The sequence below is a fragment of the Nonomuraea rubra genome, from assembly GCF_014207985.1.
Taxonomy (GTDB): Bacteria; Actinomycetota; Actinomycetes; order Streptosporangiales; family Streptosporangiaceae; genus Nonomuraea; species Nonomuraea rubra.
The window spans coordinates 12,372,143-12,391,259 of record NZ_JACHMI010000001.1; the positions used below are offsets into that span (position 1 = coordinate 12,372,143).

Genomic DNA, 19,117 nt, shown 5'->3' on the forward strand with positions numbered 1-19,117 from the left:
TGTGTCGCGGGAAACGTCGTGGGAAAGCAGAGAACGCCCCCGCCGCTCGGGGGCAACGGCGGGGACGCTCACTTGTACGTCGCTCTGCGCGAGACGTTTGTTACACGATTCCGCGCAGCCAATTTCCGAGCAGCCGATGACCATGCTCGGACAGCACGGACTCGGGGTGGAACTGGATGCCCTCGATGGGCGCCACCCGGTGCCGCAGGCCCATGATGACGCCGTCCTCCGTGCGGGCGGTCACGTCGAGCACGGCGGGCACTGTCTCGGGCAGCACGGCCAGCGAGTGGTAGCGGGTCATGCTCACGGGTGAGGGCAACGACTCGAACACGCCCTTGCCGTCGTGCGTGATGGCGCTGGTCCGCCCGTGGAAGAGGTCGGGCGCGCGGGTCACGGTGGCGCCGTAGGCCACGGCGATGGCCTGGTGGCCGAGGCAGACGCCGAGCAGCGGCCGGTTGCTGCCCGCCGCGTGGTGCACCAGGGGGACGCTCACACCGGCCGCCTCGGGGGTGCCGGGGCCGGGGCTGATGAGCACGCCGTCGAAGCCGTCGGCGTCGTGCACGCGTACGTCGTCGCGCGGCCGCACGTCGCAGTCGGCGCCGAGCTCGCGCAGGTACTGCACGATCGTGTGGACGAAGCTGTCGTGGTTGTCCACGACCAGCACGCGGGTCATTTCCTTACGGTCACCTCGTCCAGCGTCACCACGGGCTCCAGGAGCGGGAACACCGCATACCAGAGTACGGCCCCCGCGGCGGCGGCCAGCGCGACGGCCGTCAGGACCCGGGTGCGCGGGCGGCCGGGCAGCTTGCGCCAGAGCCAGGCGTACATGTCACTCCTCGCGTGGTTCGCTCTCCTTCAGCACGCCGTAGACGATCAGGCGCTCGGCGGCCGAATATTCGGGATGGCAGGTGGACAGCGTGATGAAGGCGCGGATGGGGCGGATGTCGGGCTTACCGGGCACGGGGGCGAGCACGTCGATCTCGTCGGGCTCGACGATGTCCTGCGAGGTGACGCGGTAGGTGTGGCGGGCGTCGCCGGTCTCGACCACGATCTCGTCGTCGCGTTCGAGCTCGTCGATCTCGTTGAACGGGGCCGCGTACGTGGTGCGGTGCCCGGAGAGCACGAAGTTGCCGACCTGGCCGGGCATGGCGCTGTCGGGGTAGTGGCCCGGGCCCTTCTTGAGCTGCTCGGCTCCGACGCCCTCGACCACGGCGTACTCGTAGTCGCGGCCCAGCCTGGGGATGCGCAGCATGGCGAGTGCCTGGCCCGTCCGGACCTTCTCCGGGAGCTGCTTCTTCGCGGCGGCCAGCTCGCTCCTGAGCAGCGACTGCTGGCTCTGGGTGTAGGCGCCGGTGCCCCAGAGCAGGTACGCGCAGAACAGCGTGAGGATCAGGCCCGCGGTGATGCTGAGCTCCCCCACGGCCCGGAGCGTGGCCCGCATGCGATCAGCGTATTCCGCCACGATGCGGGCCCCGGGGATCGCCATGTCGTGCGCGTGGCGACTATCCTGGGGCACGCTTCAACTACGCTAAATCGAAGAGCCTGTGGACGATCCGGATGCCCAGGCCCTCAGCAGGAGTTATCCAGTGCCCAAGTCCAAGGCTCGCAAGAAGGCGGTTTACACGCCGCCGCAGAGGTCTCAGCAGATCAAGGTCAGCCCGCGCTGGCTGGCCCCCACGATGGTCGCCGCGTGGATCATCGGCATCCTGTGGATCGCGATCTATTACGTCGCACCGCAGGCGCCGTTCTTCAGCGACCTCCAGAACTGGAACCTGTTGATCGGGTTTGTTTTCATCATCTTCGGTGTGGTTCTTTCCACCCGCTGGCGTTAGTTCTTTCCACAGCCTTTTCCACAGCCTGGGGAAGTCAGAGCGCGGTGAGGATGGCCGACGTCCTGACCAGCACGAGCACGGCCAGCAGCACCAGCACGGCCGCGATCGCCAGCACCTGCCAGAGGGTCCTGCTGTTCTTGGGGGCGTACGCCAGCGCCCCCGCCAGCAGTGATCCGGTGATCAGGCCGCCGACGTGCCCGGTCCAGCTGATGCCGGGGACCAGGAACGTGATCGCCAGGTTGAGCGCGATGAGCACGGCGATGCCGCGCACGTCCATGTTGAGCTTGCGGCCCACCACGAACACCGCGCCGAACAGGCCGAAGATGGCCCCTGACGCGCCCACCGTGGGCTGGCCGAGCGGGTCGAGCCAGAGGCCGAGCACCGAGCCGCCGAGCGCGCTGATGAGGTACAGGGCCGCGTAGCGGACGTGCCCGAAGGCGCGCTCCAGGTAGGGGCCGACCACGTAGAGCGCCCAGCAGTTGAACAGGATGTGGAAAACTCCGCCGTGCACGAAAGCCGCGGTGATCAGGCGGTGGTACTCGCCGTACACGGCCACGCCGGCCGGCCACATCGCCAGCTCGCCGGTGATCCGGTCGCCGATGAGGTACTGGGCGCCGAAGACCAGCACGTTGATGATCAGTAGGGCGTAGCTGACGAACGGCGTGCGGACGACGTTGCCGCCGAAGGTGGATCTGGCCTGGCGGATGCCCTTGTTGCCTTCGGCGACGCACTCGGGGCACTGGAAGCCGACCGCGGCGTCACGCATGCAGTCGGGGCAGATGGGACGCTCGCAACGCTGGCAGCGGACCCAGGTCTCCCTGTCGGGGTGCCGGTAGCACGTGGGCACCGCCTCAGCGGGCTGCTCGGGCTGCGGGGGCGGGCTCGGCGGCTGGCTGGTCATGACCGAAGCCTAAGGCTTGCGCGACCATGCCGCGTGGGCCCGGCCGGCGCCCCCGGCGGAGCGGGGGCGGGGCGGGCGACGAGTGGGGCCGTCAGGCCTGGACGCGGTCGATGGTGACCGACTCCAGGATGACGTCCTCCGCCGGGCGGTCGCGGCGGTCGGTGCGGGTCTTGGCGATGGCGTCGACCACCTCCTGACCCTCCACGACCTCACCGAAGATCGTGTGCTTGCCGTTGAGGTGCGGCGTCGGCACGACCGTGATGAAGAACTGCGAGCCGTTGGTGCCCTTGCCGAAGCGGACGCCGGCGTTGGCCATGGCGAGCAGGTAGGGGCGGTTGAAGTAGAGCTCCGGGTGGATCTCGTCGTCGAACTCGTAGCCGGGGCCGCCGATGCCCTGACCGAGCGGGTCGCCGCCCTGGATCATGAAGCCGGAGATCACCCGGTGGAAGATCGTGCCGTCGTAGTAGCGGGCGGTGCTCTTCTCACCGGTGCCCGGATGCGTCCACTCACGGGAGCCTTCGGCCAGCTCCACGAAGTTGCGCACCGTCTTCGGGGCCTTGGTGGGGAAGAGTTCTACCTTGATATTGCCGCGGTTCGTCTGCAGGTTTGCGATCAGCTTCTCAGCCACGAGACAGCTGCCCCCCTCTATGCACAGGGTTGGTTTTGTGGTGTTTTGAGGACTATGGCCGTACGGCCTCCAGAGCCATCCTCCCATGGACGGCGATGATTGAGCCGCCTTGTCCAGGGCAGGTCAGGCTGCGGGGCCCCAACGACAGGGGAGGTTGTCGTGTCCCTGAGAATGAGAAGACGCCGCGTGGCCATAGAAGTACCTGCCACGTGGGTGGGTCGCATGAAGGACCAGGCCGTACGAACCGGCCGCCGGATGCAGCCCATGGCGGACCAGGCCAAGGTGGCCGCCGCCCACCGGATCGAAGACGCCCGATACTGGGCGGCGCCGCGGCTGGAGTCCGCGGCTCACGGGTTCGAGGACCAGATCGCGCCCAAGGTCAGCACCATGCTGACCAACGCGGCCAGGCGAATCGATCCCAAGCCGTCGCGCTCGCGACGGTGGCCGATGCTCGTTCTGCTGACCGGCTGTGCGGTAGGAGCGATTGGTTACATGTTCTACCGCCGCAACGCGCAGCAGTGGACCGAGCACATGAAGGACTCCGCCTCCGATGCCTCACGCTGGGTCAATGAGAAGGCTGACAGGGCATCCGAGTCCGCGGACCGCATGGCGGCCAAGATGTCGGACAAGGCTGACGAGGCGTCACGCAGGACACCGTGACGACCCCGGCACGCCGGAAGCGCGCCCCCGTGACGATCTCCGTCACGGGGGCGCGCTCTGTCCAGGCGGGCGTTGACGTACGACCAAGCGCTTGTTAGAAAGCCGGGCATGGCGCTGTCACCGCTCGACGACTACCCCGTCCACCAGGCCGCCCAGGTCATGCGGCACGTGACCACCGGAGACCGCAACTTCTACGACCGCTACTACTTCAACTGCCACGCCGCCTCCGACGAGCTCATGCTCATCGTCGGCCTCGGCCAGTACCCCAACCTGGGCGTCACCGACGCCTTCGCCTGCGTCCGCACCCCCGACCTGCACCGGGTGGTCCGCGCCTCGCGCGAGCTGGGCACCGACCGCATGGACACGCGGGTGGGCCCGTTCCGGGTCGAGGTCGTGAAGGGGCTCAAGCGGCTCAGGGTGATCCTGGAGCCGAACGAGCACGGCCTCGCCTTCGACCTCCTGTGGGAGGGGACGATCCCGGCCGTGCTGGAGCCGCGGCACTTCCTGCGGTGGCAGGAGCGGGTGGTGTTCGACTCGGTACGGATGGCGCAGACGGGCCGCTGGTCCGGACACATCCGGATCGGGGAGAGGGAGATCCCCGTCACACCGGACCGCTGGATGGGCACCAGGGACCGGTCATGGGGGATCAGGCCGGTCGGCGAGCCGGAGCCGCCCGGGATCATGGCCAGGAACTCCGGGACGTTCTACTGGCTCTACGCGCCGATGCGCTTCGACGACCACGCCATCCTCTGCATCGTCCAGGAGGACGAGCGGGGGCGCCGGCTGCTGGAGGAGGCCGTGCGCGTGTGGCCCGACGGCCGCGAGGAGGAGTACCTCGGCAGACCGGAGTACCGCCCGGTCTACGCCCCCGGCACCCGCGACGTCGTCGAGGCCACGATCACGTTCGCGCCGCCCGGCGGCAAGCCGTTCGACGTGCGCTGCACGCCGCTGCTGCCCGTCCATCTCATGGTGGGCACCGGGTACGGGCTGGAGCAGGAGTGGCGCCACGGGATGTACCAGGGCGCCGGGCCCGTCGTGCAGGGCGTGACGTACCGGCTGCCCGACGACGCCGCCAGGATGTGGGGCCTGGTGGACGCCGTCGGGCGGTTCGAGTACGACGGGCTCGTGGGCCACGGGCTCTTCGAGTACTGGGCGCTGGGGCCGCACCCGACGTTCCCGGAGTGAGCCCGGAGTGAGCCCGGAATGAGCCCGCCTACTCCGCGGGCTTCTTGCAGATGATCTTGACGGTCTTGGCCGGGTCGCCCTCGGGCAGGGTCACGCCCTCGGTGTCCTCGGCCGGCAGGGCGGGCACCGCCTTCACGAAGTCCTCCGACGAGAGCTTCTCGGCCTCCTCCGGCGAGAGCTCCTTCACCTTGGAGAACTTCTCGATCTCCTCGGGCGAGAGCGGCTCGGCCTTCTTGACCGCCACGCCCCCGTCGGGCAGCCGCTCGACCTTCACCGCTCCGTCCGCGTCGAGGCGCTCCACCTTTCCGTCCGGCCCGACCAGCGTGCCCGGCTTGGCCGGCAGCGCCTGGGCCACCTCGACGGGCTTGCCGTCGGCCGTCATGCAGGTGACCTTCGCGCCCGCGGCCGGGGCGGGCTCGTCGGCCAGGGCGGAGCCCGCCATACCGGTGATGGCGAGCACGGCGACCGCACCGAGCACCGCGAGACGACGCTTGAACATGGATTCTCCTCACTGGGGACAACCGAACGACCCCGAGCATGGCCGCCCGTACCTGAAGTGATCCTGAAGAGCACCTAAATGATCTTCAGGTTGGCTTTAGGTGCCCTGAGGCACCCTGGACGGCGTGCGAGTGTTACTGGTGGAGGACGAGGAGCGGCTGGCCGACCTGGTCAAGGGCGGGCTGGCGGGCGAGGGCTTCGCGGTGGACGTGGCCCACGACGGGCGCGACGGCCTGTGGATGGCCACCGAGAACGCCTACGACGTGATCGTCCTGGACGTGATGCTGCCCAGGCTGAACGGGTACGCGGTCTGCGCCAGGCTGCGCGAGGCGGGCGACTGGACGCCGATCATGATGCTCACGGCCAAGGACGGCATCTACGACGAGGCCGAGGCCCTGGACAACGGGGCCGACGACTACCTGGCCAAACCCTTCTCGTACGTGGTGCTGCTGGCCAGGCTGCGCGCACTGGTACGGCGGGGCGGCCGCGAGCGGCCGGTGTCGATCAGCGTGGGCGACCTCGTGATCGACCCGGCGGGGCTGCGCTGCCGCAGGGGCGAGGCGGACATCCAGCTCACGCCGAAGGAGTTCGCGGTGCTGCACGCGCTCGCGCGCCGGCCCGGGGAGGTGGTCTCCAAGCAGGACCTGCTGGCCCAGGCGTGGGACTTCTCCTACGACGGCGACCCGAACATCGTCGAGGTCTACATCAGCGCGCTGCGCCGCAAGATCGACGTGCCGTTCGGCAGGACGACGCTGATGACGGTGCGCGGCGCCGGGTACCGGCTGGAGGCCGCATGAGCCGCTGGGAGTGGATGGTGGCCGGGCTGGCCTCCGTACGGGTGCGGGCGACCGTGGCGGCCACGCTCGTGGTGGCGCTGGCCCTGGGGCTGGCGGCGCTGATCCTGGTGCTGGCGCTGCGCGGCAGCCTGGTGAGCGTGGCCGACGCGGAGGCGACCAAGAAGGCCATGGCGGCGGTCCCGTACGCGCAGACGGTGGAGATCAAGCAGGCCGACGACCCCGAGTTCCAGCCGGTGACACCCCCCACGCCGGCGGAGACCGCCCCGCTCGTCAAGGGCAAGGCCGGCGAGGGCAGGGTCGCCGATGACAGGGTCGCCGGGGACAGGGTCGCGGAGGGCAAGGCCGGTGAGATCCGGCTGAGCGACGGCAAGGTGGAACGGGTCGCCGACCCCGACCTCCTGGTCACCAAGCAGAAGGCCGCCGCGGCCCTGGACTGGGCCGCCCCGGGCAAGTACGCGGTCGCCGGCGTCGAGGTGGTCACCGCGACCGGGCCCGCCATGCTCCTGGCCCGGGTCTCCCTGGACAGCGTGCAGCAGGCGTTGCAGACGCTGTACCAGGCGCTGCTGCCCGGCGTGCCGGCGCTGCTGCTCGTGGTGGCGGGGGTGACCTGGTTCTCGGTGGGCAGGGCGCTCGGCCCCGTGGCGGCGATCAGGGCCAAGGTGGCCGACATCACGGCCCGCGACCTGAACCAGCGGGTGCCCGTACCGCGCTCCAAGGACGAGATCGCCGCGCTGGCCACCACCGTGAACGGCACGCTCGACCGGCTGGAGACGGCCGTGGAGCGGCACAAGAGGTTCGTCGCCGACGCCGCGCACGAGCTGCGCAGCCCCATCGCGACCCTGCGGGCCCGGCTGGAGCTGGCCGAGCCCAGCGAGCTCACCGAGGAGGCCCTGGCCGACGTCGAGCGCCTGCAGTCGCTGGCGGCCGACCTGCTCATGCTGGCCAAGCTGGACGCCGGCGAGCCGCTGCGCGCGGCCGAGCTGGACCTGGGCCAGGTGGCCGCCGAGGCGGCGTTGCGGGCCAGGCGTCGGCCGGAGGTGCGGGTGGAGCTGGACATCGAGCCCGACGTGGTGATGACGGGGTCGAGGGCGCACCTGGACCGCCTGGTGACGAACCTGGCCGACAACGCCGTACGGCACGCCGCCTCGACCGTGCGGGTCCGCGTGGCCGCCGACGGCGGGCAGGCGGTGCTGGAGGTGCGCGACGACGGGCCGGGGATCCCGGCCGACCAGCGGGAGGCGGTGTTCGGCCGGTTCACCCGGCTGGACGAGGCGCGGGCCAGGGACGCGGGCGGCGCCGGGCTGGGGCTGCCGATCGCGCGGGACATCGCGCACCTGCACGAGGGGTCACTCGTGTACGGCGACCGCGGGTTCGTCGCGTGTTTCCCGCTGCGTGACGGGTAGCGCGTAGTTCGTGCTGCTCCTGGTGACGGTGAAGCCCGCCCGCTCGTACACGCCGACGGCGCCCGTCGGGTTGTCGAGGTCCACGCCCAGCGAGGTGCTGCTGTACCCCTGGCGGACGAAGGAGGCCAGCGCGTGAGCGATCAGCGCGCCGGCCACGCCCCTGCCGCGCCACTCCTTCAGCGTGCCGATGATCTGGATCCTGGCGTGACCTTCGTGGTTGGGGGCGTGGGGGGCGGCGTGGGTGATGAGCGTGCCCACCGCCCGGCCCTCCGCCAGGGCCAGGAACGAGGCCCGCGGCAGGAAGTTGTGCGTGCCGACGATGTGGCCGGCCCAGCTCTCCCTGGTGTGCGGCACGGAGCCCCAGTGGTCGCGGAACGACTCGTTGCGTACGTGCCGGGCCCCGTCGTCCAGCTCGGGGGTCCAGGTGGCGATGCTCACCCCTGCCGGGGTCCTGGCCGCGGGCAGGCCGTCCGCCAGGTCCCGCCGCATGGTGGCGAACCTGCGGACGGCGGTGAACCCCGCCTGCCCGGCCAGCGCGTTGGCGCCCGGGTCGCCGTCGTACGCGCCGAGATGGATCTCCGCGGGGACGCCGGGGAACGCCCGCTCGCTGAGCCCGCCCGCCGCGCCGGCGGCCCAGGCGACGATCCGCCGGCCGAACCCCTGCCTGCGATAGGCCGGGTGCACCCCGCCCCACAGGCGCAGGACGTGCACTCCGCCTTCCGCCGACTGCCTGACCGGCAGGTAGCCGAAGGCCGCGATCCGGTCGCCGTCCCTGGCCGCGAGCGTGCCCTCGGGCAGGTCGATCAGGTGGTGGGTGAGCTGCTCGCGCACGTCGTCCACGCTGTACCGCTCGTCGGCGCGGTCGGCGGCCTCCACGTCGGCCCAGAACCGGGCCAGCGCGGGAGCGTCGTCAAGTGTCAGTGGTCCCCACTCCATGGCGAAAGCCTAGGCGTCGAGCTGCATGAAGGCACGGGAGATCGCCAGCCGGGAGACGTCCTCCGGGTAGGGGAACGAGCGGATCACGTCGCGCAGCCCCTCCACGTGCGCCCGCTTGGCCAGGTCGGCCACCAGGGCCAGCTCGTCGTGCTGCGCCAGCACGTACGACCGGTCCACCACCGCGCCGTGCCCCGGCACGATCACCGGCTCGGGCATCCCGCCGAGCATCGCCGCCAGGGTGCCGGGCCAGTCGAGCGGGTACGAGTCGCCGAACGCCGGCGGCGCCCCCTCCTCCACCAGGTCCCCGGCGAACACCACCCCCGCGTCGGGCACGTGCGCCACCACGTCGTTGCTGCTGTGCCCGAGCCCGAAGTGCCGCAGGTGCACGATCCGCCCGCCGATGTCGAGGCTGGCCGCCACGGTGAACGTGTGGTCCGGCGGTACGATCGTCACCTCCTCCAGCTCCTCCCGCCGCTCCGGCCGCCGCTCGATCAGGGCGGCGCGCTGACTCTCCCCGTCGGCCTCGATCTCCTCGACGCACCTGGCGTGGCCCCAGATCTCGGCGGGCAGGAAGATCGCGTTGCCGAAGTAGTGGTCGAAGTGGGAGTGGCTGTTGACGACCGTCCAGGGGTAGGCGGTGATCGTACGGACCGCCTCGACGAGGTCCCGCGCCTCCCGGTGCGAGCTGCGGGTGTCGAGCACCAGGCAGTGCCCGTCACCCACGATCAGGCCCGTGTTGAGGTCGTACGACTGATGACGCCGGACGTATACCCGGTCGCCTACCTCCTGCCACTGCTCGTTCATGGCACCCGACTCTAACTTTTGAACCCGACTTTTAGGATCGTCGCATGGCATATGACTTCCAGGTCGTCATCGACTCGGTCGACCCGCACCCCCTGGCCGACTGGTGGGCCGACGCGCTCGGCTGGCAGGTGGAGGCGCAGGACGAGTCGTTCATCAGGGAGTTGATCGGGAAGGGTCACGCCTCCGAGGACGACACGACCACGCACAACGGCGCGCTGGTGTGGAAGGCGGGCGCGGCCATCAGGCATCCCGACGGCCTCGAACGTGCTCCGCGCGTGCTGTTCCAGCTCGTGCCCGAGCCCAAGTCGGTCAAGAACCGCTCGCACCTGGACATCCGGGTCGGCGCAGGCAACATCGAGGCGGAGGTCGCGCGGCTGACCGCCAGGGGCGCCAAGGAGCTGCACCGGGGACGCCAGGGGCCCAACTGGTGGGTCACGCTCGCCGACCCGGAGGGCAACGAGTTCTGCGTGTCCTGATCAGCCTCGCAGGTACGCCAGCACCGCCAGCACCCTGCGGTGCCCGTCGGCGGCGGGCGGCAGGTCGAGCTTGGTGAAGATGTTGGCGATGTGCTTGGCCACGGCCGCCTCGGTGACGTAGAGCTCCCTGGCGATCGACGCGTTCGTGCGGCCCTCGGCGATCAGGCCGAGCACCTGCTGCTCGCGCGGGGTGAGCCTGGTCAGCGGGTCGCGCCGCCGCCGCAGGAGCTGGCGCACCACCTCGGGGTCCACGACCGTGCCGCCGCCCGCCACGCGGTCGAGGGCGTCGACGAACTCGCGTACGTCACCGATGCGGTCCTTCAGCAGGTAGCCGACGCCCGCGCCGCCGCCGGACTCCAGCAGCTCGGCCGCGTACGTCTGCTCCACGTACTGGCTGAGCACCAGCACCGCCAGCTCCGGGTCGCGGGCGCGCAGCTCCACCGCGGCGCGCAGGCCCTCGTCGGCGAAGCCGGGCGGCATGCGCACGTCGGTCACCACGGCCTCGGGGCGGTGCTCGGCGACGGCCTCGACCAGGGCGGGCGCGTCGCCGACGGAGGCGACGACGGTGTGGCCGAAGCGTTCGAGCAGCCCGGCCAGGCCCTCCCTGAGCAGGACGGCGTCCTCGGCGATCACCACGCGCACGGTCTCTTCCCTTTCCTCGCGCTCAGCACGGGATCTCCGCCCGCAGCCGGGTCGGGCCACCGGGCGGGCTCGACAGGGACAGTCTCCCCTCGACCACGGCCAGCCGGTCCGCCAGGCCCGTCAGCCCTGTCCCCCTGCCCGGGTCGGCCCCGCCGACGCCGTCGTCGCGCACCTCGACGACGAGCGTGCCGCGCTCGATCCGGCCGGTGACGGCTCCCCTGGTGGCGCCGCTGTGCTTGGCGAGGTTCGCCAGGGCCTCGCTGACCACGTAGTACGCCGTCACCTCGACCGGGGCGGGCAGCCGGCCCGGCACGTCGACGTCCACGTCCACCGGCACGGGCGAGCGCCCTGCCACGTCCTGCACGGCCGCGGCCAGCCCCCGGTCGGTGAGCACCTGGGAGTGCACGCCCCTGATCAGCTCGCGCAGCTCGGCCAGCGCCTGCTTGGCCTCGTCGTGCGCCAGCCGGATCAGGCGGGCCGCCTCCGACCCTTCCGGCAGGTCCAGGCCGGCGATGCCGAGCGACATCGACAGCGAGACCAGCCGCTGCTGGGCGCCGTCGTGCAGGTCCCGCTCGATCCTGCGGCGCTCCATCTCGAACGCGTCCACCAGCCGCGCCCGCGACCGCAGCACCTCGGTGAGCTCGGACTGCGCCGGCGCCAGGATCGCGCGGGCCATCGCGCCGCGCGCGCCCGCCCAGGCGGTGATCGTGTACGCGGCGACGGGCAGCAGGAGCAGGCCCGCGACGGTGGACGCCACGCCGACGATCGGCGCCAGCTCGCCCTGGAGCACCGGGGACAGGGCCAGGACCAGCGGGCCGCCGATCGTGAACGCCAGCATGATCAGATCGATCCACCACAACACGAGCAGCGTCATGACCGCCAGCCCGGCCTCGCGCCAGCGCCGGTGCGGCGCGCCGGGCACGGGGACGACGTCCACCAGGCGCAGGCGCAGGCGCTCGTATGGGGCGATCAGCAGGCAGGCCAGGGCCAGGGCCGCCAGGCCCGCGACGACGCCCAGGGCCGGGCTGACGAGCGTGCCGCTCGCGGCGGCCGCCACGGCGAGCCCCGCGGCCACGCCGGGGACGGCGCTGGCCGCCAGGTACGCCGCGCCGCGCCACGGCCAGGCGGAGGCCAGGAACGGCAGCGGATGCCGGGTCAGGGCTTCGAGCGCGGTCCTGTTGAGCACCCTGTGACCGTATCGGCCGAGGTCAGGGGCACGCAGTAGTGCTAGGGATAGCTTCGCGCCGCGTCACGCGTACGGCCCGGTCCCGCCGGACACCGCCGGCGCGCCGACCTGGCTGCCCGCGGGCCTCCGGACGTAGGGCAGCACCCCGATCTGGAAGTCGTCCTCGTAGATGATCGTGCCGGGATCGGGCGAGCGTACGACGTCGTACGCGACCCCGTAACGGCGCAGCAGGTCCTCCAGCGGCGCGAGCGCGTCGATGAGGAAGGACGCGCCGGGCTTGAACCAGGGGACGGCGCGGATGGTGTTGCCGTCGGCGTAGAAGGGCGGGTACGGCAACCGCGCGATGAACCAGTCGTCCACCTTCGTGAACAGCTCGTCGTCCGCGGGGGCGAGCCGGCCGGCGGAGCGGAGATGGTGACAGGCGGCGAAGATGCCCACGGGCACGCCGAGCCGCCCGCAGTAGCGGACCTGGAACCGTACGAAGGGGCCGCTTTCGCCTTCGCGCAGGGGTTCGCGGCTTCCATGAGTCACATGGCTGGGTCTACCCCGTCGGACCGGCGGCCCCACGAAACGCCTACCTTGCGGACAGGCTTGTCGCACGCCGCGGTCAGGCGTTCGCGGTGCCCCGCCGGCCGAACTGGTCGGCCACGGCGTCGAACACGGGCACCGCCGCGCCCGGATCCGCGACCTGCGCCTTCGGCAGCCCGAGCTGCGGGTCGAAGCACTCGAACCCGGACTCGCGCTCCACCACCGACGCCACCTCGTACAGCAGGCCGACGACCTGCCTGGCCTCCTCGCCGTGGGTCCGGTAGGGCACGCTCATCTCCCAGCCGCCCTCCCAGTGGTTCACGGAGATGCCGGTGCCCTCGTGGTCCAGCTCCCAGTTCGGCGGGTACTCGACGATGCGCACCTCGCCGAGCAGGCCGCGGGCGCCGGCGACGATGCCGTCCCAGGCCCGCAGGTCGGGCTCCAGGGCACCGGGCGCCGCGTCCAGCGCGTCGTCCCAGGACTGGCCGGGGTCGCGGCGGTAGAAGTACAGGTCGTAGCTCATGGTGGACGAAGGCTACCGATCTTGGCCTCCCCGGCGGAAGTCCAGACCCTCGAACGTGCCCGACTCGCGCCAGCCGTCGATGAAGGCGAAGTACGCCATCGCCCCGTGCGGATGGCCGACGCCGAGCCAGCTCTTCCTGCCGGGGTCCTGGCCCTCGTTGTTGTAGTAGCCCGGCGTGCAGTCCTGGGAGCCCAGCAGGCGGCCGGCGCCCGACAGGAGGAACTCCACCCAGGCGTCCTCCGCCTCCTTGGTGGGCTCGACCTCCGCGTACCCGTGGTCGAGGGCGTGCCTGACGGTGACGGCGATGGTCCTGCCCGACTCGGTCAGGTTGTGCGGGATGTTGGAGATGAGGTTGGCGCCCTGCGTCGGCTGGACGAGGAAGGCGTTGGGGAAGCCGTGCACGTGCACGCCGTGCAGCGTGCGCATGCCGTCGGCCCAGTGCTCCGACAGCCGGACGCCGCCTCGGCCGGTCAGGTCGTAGCCGGCGCGGCGGTTGTAGTCGGTGCCGACCTCGAAGCCCGAGGCGTAGATGACGCAGTCCACCTCGTACTCCCGGCCCGCCACCACCACGCCCCGCTCCGTGATGCGCTCGACGCCCTTGCCGCCGGTGTCGACGAGGTGGGTGCCCGGCACGTTGAACGCCTGGAGGTACTCGTCGTGGAAGCAGGGGCGCTTGCAGAGCTGGCGGTACCAGGCCTTCAGGTGGCGCGCGGTCTCCGGGTCCTCGACGATGGTGTCCACCCGGGCGCGGATCTCCTCCATCTTCTCGAAGTCGGAGTCCTCGAAGGCGGCCAGCATGCTCTCCTGGGTGAGCTCCTCGGGCCGCAGGTGCGCGATCTTGGCGCGGAAGCGGCGGGAGATGTCGGTCCAGCCGTCCATGACCAGGTCCTCGTCGGCCGGGGCGCCGGTCTGGTTGGCGGTGAAGTTCTCCAGCCAGCGCTGCTGCCAGCCGGGCGTGGCGATCGTGGCGAACCAGTCGGCGTCGGTCGGCCGGTTGTCGCGCACGTCCACGGAGGACGGCGTGCGCTGGAAGACGTACAGCTCGGCGCAGGCCCTGGCCAGGTGCGGCACGCACTGCACGGCGGTGGCGCCGGTGCCGATGATGGCCACCCGCTTGTCGGCCAGCCGGTCCATCGGCGCGCCCGAGGGGTCGCCGCCCGTGTACGCGTAGTCCCAGCGGCTGGTGTGGAAGGCATGACCCTGGAAGTCGTCGATGCCCGGGATGCCGGGCAGCTTGGGCACGTGCAGCGGGCCGATGCCCATGGCGACGAACTGGGCGGTGAACGCGTCGCCCCGGTCGGTCCTGATCAGCCAGCGGGAGCGGGCCTCGTCCCAGGCCAGGTCCGTGACCTCGGTGTGGAAGAGGGCGTTGTCGTACAGGCTGTAGTGCTTGCCGATGCGGCGGCAGTGCTCCAGGATCTCGGGCGCGTGCGCGTACTTCTCGGTCGGCATGTGGCCGGTCTCTTCCAGCAGCGGCATGTACACGAACGAGGCCGTGTCGCACTGCGCGCCCGGGTAGCGGTTCCAGTACCAGGTGCCGCCGAAGTCGCCGCCCTTCTCCACGATGCGGACGTCCTCGACCCCGGCCTCCTTCAGCCGGGCGCCGGTGACGAGCCCGGCGAAGCCGCCGCCGATGAACGCGACCGTCACGTGGTCGGTCTTCGGGTCGCGCTCCATGCGCGGGGTGTACGGGTCGTCGAGGTAGTGGGCGAAGCGGCCGGTGAGCCGGAGGTACTGATCGTTGCCGTCGGGACGCAGCCGCTTGTCGCGTTCCTCGCGATATTTCCGGCGCAGGGCTTCCTTGTCGATGGTCATGGATGTCCTCCGCGGGAGGCGACGACGGATTGACGATCTGAATTCCAGAATGTCATTCGGTAATAGCGCCGACAAGGGGGCACACCTGCGGTATCCCCGCTCGATGACCGGGATGTCCACTATTGTGGGGGCCCGGACACACGAGGAAGCGGATCTGTCTTGGCCCATCGCGCACTGGTCATCGCCATGTTGCCAGCGATCGGGCTGCGGGTGCTCGCCGTGCTCGGCTTCCCGCCCGCGATCCTCTTCTACGGCGACTCCTTCGCCTTCCTCAAGGAGGAGCTGACCCCGGGGACCGCCCGCCCCTCCGGCTACTCCCTGCTGCTGGCGCTGCTGCGGCCCGCCCACAGCCTGACGCTGGTGACGGTCCTGCAGCACCTGCTGGTGCTCGGGCTCGCCGTGGCCCTGTACGCGCTGCTGCGCCGCCGCGGCCTGCCCGGCTGGGGCGCGGCGCTGCTGGTCACGCCGCTGCTCTACGACGAGTTCATGATCCTGCTCGAACACATGATCATGGCGGACGCCGTCTTCGTCGTGCTCGTCGCGGCGGCCATGGCGCTGATCGTCTGGCGCGTCACCCCGGCCACGGCCGCCGTGGGCGGAGTCCTGCTGGGCCTGGCCGGGATCACCAGGACCGTCGGCCTGCCGCTGCTGATCCTGACCGCCGCGTACCTGCTGATCCGGCGGTACGGCTGGCGCCCCCTGGTGGCGCTGCTGGTGGCCGGGGCGATCCCGCTCGGCGCGTACGCGACCTGGATGAAGGTGGAGAAGGGCAAGTTCGGCCTGACCGAGGCCGACGGGAACTTCCTGTGGTCCAGGACCATGAGCTTCGCCGACTGCGCGGTCATCAAGCCGCCGGAGCGGCTGGCAGTGCTCTGCCCGGACATGCCGGTCGAGCAGCGGCCGTACCCGCCGCACTGGTTGTGGGAGAGCTTCTCGCCGCTGCTCAAGGTGCCGGGGACGGCCAACAGGAACCAGCTCGCCGGCGAGTTCGCCAGGCAGGCCATCCTGGCCCAGCCGGGGGCGTACCTGGGGGCGGTGGTGACCGACCTCGGGCAGCTGCTGCGCTGGGAGCGCACGGGGGTGGACGAGAAGACGCCGTACAAGCTGCCCGCCGCCGAGCGGCCGATCAGCGAGTCGGTGCGCGGAGTGGCCGAGGCGTACGAGGCGGGGCCGGCGGCGACCCGGGTGGTGGAGCCGTACGCCGGGTGGCTGCGCGCCTACCAGCGCTTCGGCTACGTGCCGTTCCCGCTGCTCACGCTGGCCCTGGTCGGGACGCTGGCGGCGGCGCTGGTCAGGCGGCGCTGGGACGCGCTGCTGCCCGGGCTGGCCGCGCTCGCGCTGGTCGCCTCGCCGCCGTTCCTGGCGGCCTTCGACGTGCGGTACGTGATCCCGGCGATCCCGCTGATCTGCCTGGCGGCCGGGCTGACCCTGGCCAAGGGGGATCGGGCCGCGCCGGCGGCGGAGCGGGAAGCGGTCAAGGTCGCCTGAATGTTACGGTTCCCCGTAAGGTGACGCTTACAGGTGATGGGAAGCTATGACGGAGGCCGGGCCGACGGGTGACGACCTGGTCGAGATGCTCGCGGCACTGGCCAACCCGCTGCGGCTGCGCATCATCGCCCGGCTCGCGGCCGGGCGCGACTACGTGAGCCACCTGGCCCGCGAGATCGGCGTCAGCCGCCCGCTGCTGCACATGCACCTGCGCCGGCTGGAGGCCGCCGGGCTGATCGCCGGCAGCCTGGAGCTGTCGGACGACGGCAAGGCCATGAAGTACTACGAGGTCACGGACTTCAGCCTGCACCTGACCGCGTCGGCACTGGCCGAGGCGGCCAAGACTCTCACGAGTCCGGACCCCGAGGAGGGCTCCTGATGTCGTACACCTGGCCCGAGGTGATCTTCTTCCTCGGGGTGCTGATCCTCGTCACGTTTCTGATCAGTGTCTTCACCGTGGGCATGTTCGAGTCGCGCAAGTCCAGGCGGCAGGCCGATGCCGCCGAGGAGCTGCGGGGGCTCGTGGAGCGGTTCGAGGAGCTGGCCAGGAGCACGGTGGAGACGCAGGAGCGCATGGCCGCCGAACTGGCGGAGCTGCGCTCCCGTACGGAGTCGATCGAGCGGATCTTACGAACGGTGGAGTGACGCCCCGCGCGGGCCCCTCGCGCGGGCGCTGGCCCTCGCACGGCGCCCTCGCGCTCGCGTGGGCCCTGGTCCTGGCGTGGGCGTGGGCGTGGGCGCTGGTATGAACCTTGGTGTGGGCCTCCTTCGGGGGTTCTACGGGGTGGCGTGGGAGGGGTCGAAGCGGGTGACGAAGCGGCGTTGCCACGGGGTCTCGACCGCGTGCCTGTCGTAGTGCTCGCGCACGTAGGCCACCGCGCGGTCTCCGGGGACGCCGTCGAGCACGGCCAGGCAGGCCAGGGCGGTGCCGGTGCGGCCCTTGCCGCCGCCGCAGGCGACCTCGACGCGCTCGGAGGCGGCGCGGCTCCACGCCTCGCGCAGCGCCTCGGCCGTGGCCGCGCGGTCGGACGGGAGCCAGAAGTCGGGCCAGCGTAACCAGCGGTGCTCCCACTCGACCTCCGGCGGCTCCTTGCCCAGGAGGTAGAGGGCGAACGCGGGTCGCGGGCCCGCCGGGAGCGGGTGGCGCAGACCCCTCCCGCGGACCAGGCGGCCCGACGGCAGGCGCAGCACTCCCGCCGCTGCTGAATCCCAGGTCTCGGTCACGACGCCGAGCGTAACCAGCACACCCCCGGCCGGGACCGGGCTTCCGCTTTCGGCGGACCGGCTCCGCTGTCAGCGCAACGCGGACAGCAGCAGCTCCCGATGGCGCAGGACGAGAGCACGATCGGCCGCGGCCCAGGCGACGGCCGCCTCCACGTGACGTCGGCGGGCCGGCGAGACACCGGGGACGCGATCAGCCGCTTCGTCCTGACCGCGAGCCGACGAGACGTCGCGAGCGGCCGCTTCGGCGGGGCGGCCGGGCAGACCGGCGGCACGATCGGCCGCATCGGTGGAGCGGCCGGGCAGACCGGCGGCACGATCGGCCGCTTCGGCGGGGCGGCCGGGCAGACCGGCGGCACGATCGGCCGCTTCGGCGGGGCGGCGGGGTGGGGCGGGGGTGCGGTCGGTTGGTTCGGTGGGCCGCTGGGTGGGTGGGAGGTTCGGGGTGCGGGTGTACGGGGTCTCGGCGGCGATGACGCGCTCCTGGTTGCGGATCATCGCCGCCACCAGGGGCTCAGGCTCGACGTCGCCGTAGCCGTCGCGCAGCTCGCGCAGGTGCCGTGCCTGGTCGGCGATCGGGACCTGGCCCTGGGCCTGGACGCACCAGGTCCACGCCAAATAGCCGAGGTCGTCGAGGCCCAGGTAGCGCGGCGCGTACGGGTAACCGGCCGACTCGAGATGGACCAGGACCAGGGCGGCGAAGGCGGAGCCCGGGTCGCGGGAGCGCCGGACCGTGTCACCGACCCGTACGACCTGTTCCGCGCGGTTCCCGCCCGCGAGAGGCTCCTCGGTCATGTTCCCATGATGCCGGTCAGCCAGCCGCCGGCCAGCTCGGTGACGAGGGCGCCGCCCCGGTCGGTCAGGTGGACGTGGTCCACGAGCAGCTCGCGGCCCCCCGCTCGGGCGATCTCGTCCCAGGTACGGCTGAGCAGGTAGTGCTGGGCGGCGACGGCGAAGGCGAGCGGGAAGCTGAAGCCGTACGGCGTCCGGGTGCCGTGCCGGAGGATGTCCGCCATGCGCTCGTGCAGGGCCAGGTAGTCGGAGCCCGTCCGGGCGGCGAGGTCGCGGATGGCGGCGTTGTAGCCGGTGAGGGTGCGGTTGATCGGGGCGTTCAGGTCCTCGCCGAGCGGGGGCAGGGACATGAGGGCGACGCGGGCGCCGGTGCCGCCCTTGACGCGGTCCACGATCGCGCGAAGGTTGGCGCGGTACTCGTCCAGGGGGACGCCGTTGCGTACGTCGTTGGTGCCGATGAGGAGCGTCACCGCAGCAGGGCGGCAGGCCACGATGTCGGTGTCGACGCGGTTGAGCAGGTCGGCGGTGGTGTCGCCGTTGTTGCCCGCGTTGACGAACTCGTACGTGGGAAACGAGGCGCGCAGCGAGGCCACCCAGTCGGCGCCGAGCGAGCCCTGCGTCATGCTGGCCCCGGCCGCGACGACGCGCGGCCCGGTGGCCGGCGTCGCGCAGGCGTCGGCGGGCGGGTGGTCCGCCGGGCGGAGGAACGTGAGGTAGGCGACGGTCCCGGCGGCGCAGAGCGCGGCGGCGAGCAGCAGGCTGATGGTGATGACGATGGGTCTCTTCATCTAGACTCCTGGTT

25 protein-coding genes are annotated in these 19,117 nt (G+C 71.5%); 9 read left to right on the plus strand and 16 right to left on the minus strand.

Annotation, left to right across the window (positions count from 1 at the left end):
* Positions 1-100 precede the first annotated feature (100 nt).
* Genes HD593_RS57365 through HD593_RS57375 form a run of 3 tightly spaced genes read right to left on the minus strand, consistent with a single transcriptional unit; the run spans position 101 to position 1,441 of the window.
* Positions 101-673 carry an anthranilate synthase component II gene (locus tag HD593_RS57365; RefSeq protein ID WP_185111220.1) on the minus strand — a complete coding sequence of 191 codons (573 nt, stop codon included), beginning with the start codon at positions 671-673 and terminating at the stop codon, positions 101-103.
* Positions 670-828, minus strand: a complete 159-nt coding sequence (locus HD593_RS57370; protein WP_185111221.1) for a hypothetical protein — start codon at positions 826-828, stop codon at positions 670-672. Before HD593_RS57370 ends, HD593_RS57365 begins: the two co-directional genes overlap by 4 nt.
* Position 829: 1 nt before the next feature.
* The gene (locus HD593_RS57375; RefSeq protein ID WP_185111222.1) at positions 830-1,441 is read right to left on the minus strand and encodes a class E sortase; all 612 of its coding nucleotides are present in this window, start codon (positions 1,439-1,441) and stop codon (positions 830-832) included.
* A gap of 145 nt (positions 1,442-1,586) precedes the next feature.
* Here HD593_RS57375 and HD593_RS57380 point away from each other — a divergent pair, with 145 nt between their 5' ends.
* A complete protein-coding gene (locus HD593_RS57380; protein ID WP_185111223.1) occupies positions 1,587-1,832 on the plus strand; it encodes a cell division protein CrgA in 246 nt (81 codons plus the stop codon).
* Between the two features lie 34 nt (positions 1,833-1,866).
* Here the strand turns inward: HD593_RS57380 and HD593_RS57385 are convergent, their stop codons facing one another.
* The gene (locus HD593_RS57385; RefSeq protein ID WP_185111224.1) at positions 1,867-2,733 is read right to left on the minus strand and encodes a rhomboid family intramembrane serine protease; all 867 of its coding nucleotides are present in this window, start codon (positions 2,731-2,733) and stop codon (positions 1,867-1,869) included.
* Positions 2,734-2,824: 91 nt separating this feature from the next.
* A complete protein-coding gene (locus HD593_RS57390; RefSeq protein WP_185111225.1) occupies positions 2,825-3,361 on the minus strand; it encodes a peptidylprolyl isomerase in 537 nt (178 codons plus the stop codon).
* A gap of 222 nt (positions 3,362-3,583) precedes the next feature.
* Between HD593_RS57390 and HD593_RS57395 the strand changes: the two genes are divergently transcribed.
* Positions 3,584-4,021 carry a YtxH domain-containing protein gene (locus HD593_RS57395; RefSeq protein ID WP_185111226.1) on the plus strand — a complete coding sequence of 146 codons (438 nt, stop codon included), beginning with the start codon at positions 3,584-3,586 and terminating at the stop codon, positions 4,019-4,021.
* A 108-nt stretch (positions 4,022-4,129) separates the two neighbouring features.
* Positions 4,130-5,206 (plus strand): Rv3169 family protein, encoded by a 1,077-nt coding sequence (locus HD593_RS57400; protein ID WP_185111227.1) that lies wholly within the window; start codon positions 4,130-4,132, stop codon positions 5,204-5,206.
* 28 nt (positions 5,207-5,234) lie between these two features.
* On the opposite strand, the gene HD593_RS57405 is transcribed toward HD593_RS57400, so the two are convergent.
* A complete protein-coding gene (locus HD593_RS57405; protein ID WP_185111228.1) occupies positions 5,235-5,705 on the minus strand; it encodes a hypothetical protein in 471 nt (156 codons plus the stop codon).
* A 124-nt stretch (positions 5,706-5,829) separates the two neighbouring features.
* Between HD593_RS57405 and HD593_RS57410 the strand changes: the two genes are divergently transcribed.
* Together HD593_RS57410 and HD593_RS57415 are read left to right on the plus strand one after the other, a co-directional pair.
* Positions 5,830-6,501: a response regulator transcription factor gene (locus tag HD593_RS57410; RefSeq protein WP_185111229.1), complete on the plus strand. Its 672-nt coding sequence runs from the start codon at positions 5,830-5,832 to the stop codon at positions 6,499-6,501.
* The gene (locus HD593_RS57415) at positions 6,498-7,904 is read left to right on the plus strand and encodes a sensor histidine kinase (protein WP_221525448.1); all 1,407 of its coding nucleotides are present in this window, start codon (positions 6,498-6,500) and stop codon (positions 7,902-7,904) included. The genes HD593_RS57410 and HD593_RS57415 overlap by 4 nt, the downstream gene beginning before the upstream one ends.
* Here the strand turns inward: HD593_RS57415 and HD593_RS57420 are convergent.
* Both HD593_RS57420 and HD593_RS57425 read right to left on the minus strand, forming a co-directional pair.
* Positions 7,848-8,840, minus strand: a complete 993-nt coding sequence (locus HD593_RS57420; protein ID WP_185111230.1) for a GNAT family N-acetyltransferase — start codon at positions 8,838-8,840, stop codon at positions 7,848-7,850. The genes HD593_RS57415 and HD593_RS57420 overlap by 57 nt on opposite strands.
* Before the next feature lie 9 nt (positions 8,841-8,849).
* Entirely contained in the window at positions 8,850-9,644 is a 795-nt protein-coding gene (locus tag HD593_RS57425; RefSeq protein WP_185111231.1) for an MBL fold metallo-hydrolase, read from the minus strand.
* 44 nt (positions 9,645-9,688) lie between these two features.
* Between HD593_RS57425 and HD593_RS57430 the strand changes: the two genes are divergently transcribed.
* On the plus strand, positions 9,689-10,120 hold the full coding sequence (locus tag HD593_RS57430) for a VOC family protein (protein WP_185111232.1): 432 nt from the start codon (positions 9,689-9,691) through the stop codon (positions 10,118-10,120).
* On the opposite strand, the gene HD593_RS57435 is transcribed toward HD593_RS57430, so the two are convergent.
* The 5 genes from HD593_RS57435 to HD593_RS57455 form a co-directional block, all read right to left on the minus strand.
* Positions 10,121-10,762, minus strand: a complete 642-nt coding sequence (locus HD593_RS57435) for a response regulator transcription factor (RefSeq protein WP_312904409.1) — start codon at positions 10,760-10,762, stop codon at positions 10,121-10,123.
* 22 nt (positions 10,763-10,784) lie between these two features.
* Entirely contained in the window at positions 10,785-11,948 is a 1,164-nt protein-coding gene (locus tag HD593_RS57440) for a sensor histidine kinase (RefSeq protein ID WP_185111233.1), read from the minus strand.
* 63 nt (positions 11,949-12,011) lie between these two features.
* The gene (locus HD593_RS57445) at positions 12,012-12,479 is read right to left on the minus strand and encodes a hypothetical protein (RefSeq protein ID WP_185111234.1); all 468 of its coding nucleotides are present in this window, start codon (positions 12,477-12,479) and stop codon (positions 12,012-12,014) included.
* Positions 12,480-12,555: 76 nt separating this feature from the next.
* Positions 12,556-12,999, minus strand: a complete 444-nt coding sequence (locus HD593_RS57450) for a hypothetical protein (protein WP_185111235.1) — start codon at positions 12,997-12,999, stop codon at positions 12,556-12,558.
* Positions 13,000-13,011: 12 nt separating this feature from the next.
* Positions 13,012-14,814: a flavin-containing monooxygenase gene (locus HD593_RS57455; protein WP_185111236.1), complete on the minus strand. Its 1,803-nt coding sequence runs from the start codon at positions 14,812-14,814 to the stop codon at positions 13,012-13,014.
* Between the two features lie 159 nt (positions 14,815-14,973).
* Here HD593_RS57455 and HD593_RS57460 point away from each other — a divergent pair, with 159 nt between their 5' ends.
* Genes HD593_RS57460 through HD593_RS57470 form a run of 3 tightly spaced genes read left to right on the plus strand, consistent with a single transcriptional unit; the run spans position 14,974 to position 16,947 of the window.
* Positions 14,974-16,302 (plus strand): hypothetical protein, encoded by a 1,329-nt coding sequence (locus tag HD593_RS57460; protein ID WP_185111237.1) that lies wholly within the window; start codon positions 14,974-14,976, stop codon positions 16,300-16,302.
* 46 nt (positions 16,303-16,348) lie between these two features.
* Complete coding sequence (locus HD593_RS57465) at positions 16,349-16,681, plus strand: ArsR/SmtB family transcription factor (RefSeq protein WP_185111238.1); 333 nt, start codon at positions 16,349-16,351, stop codon at positions 16,679-16,681.
* The gene (locus HD593_RS57470; protein WP_185111239.1) at positions 16,681-16,947 is read left to right on the plus strand and encodes a hypothetical protein; all 267 of its coding nucleotides are present in this window, start codon (positions 16,681-16,683) and stop codon (positions 16,945-16,947) included. Before HD593_RS57465 ends, HD593_RS57470 begins: the two co-directional genes overlap by 1 nt.
* A 132-nt stretch (positions 16,948-17,079) precedes the next feature.
* Here HD593_RS57470 and HD593_RS57475 read toward each other — a convergent pair whose 3' ends face one another.
* From HD593_RS57475 to HD593_RS57485, 3 genes are all read right to left on the minus strand, one after another.
* Complete coding sequence (locus HD593_RS57475; RefSeq protein WP_185111240.1) at positions 17,080-17,526, minus strand: protein-tyrosine phosphatase family protein; 447 nt, start codon at positions 17,524-17,526, stop codon at positions 17,080-17,082.
* Positions 17,527-17,595: 69 nt separating this feature from the next.
* Entirely contained in the window at positions 17,596-18,318 is a 723-nt protein-coding gene (locus HD593_RS57480) for a hypothetical protein (RefSeq protein ID WP_185111241.1), read from the minus strand.
* Positions 18,315-19,103, minus strand: a complete 789-nt coding sequence (locus HD593_RS57485; RefSeq protein ID WP_185111242.1) for an SGNH/GDSL hydrolase family protein — start codon at positions 19,101-19,103, stop codon at positions 18,315-18,317. The genes HD593_RS57480 and HD593_RS57485 overlap by 4 nt, the downstream gene beginning before the upstream one ends.
* Positions 19,104-19,117 lie beyond the last annotated feature (14 nt).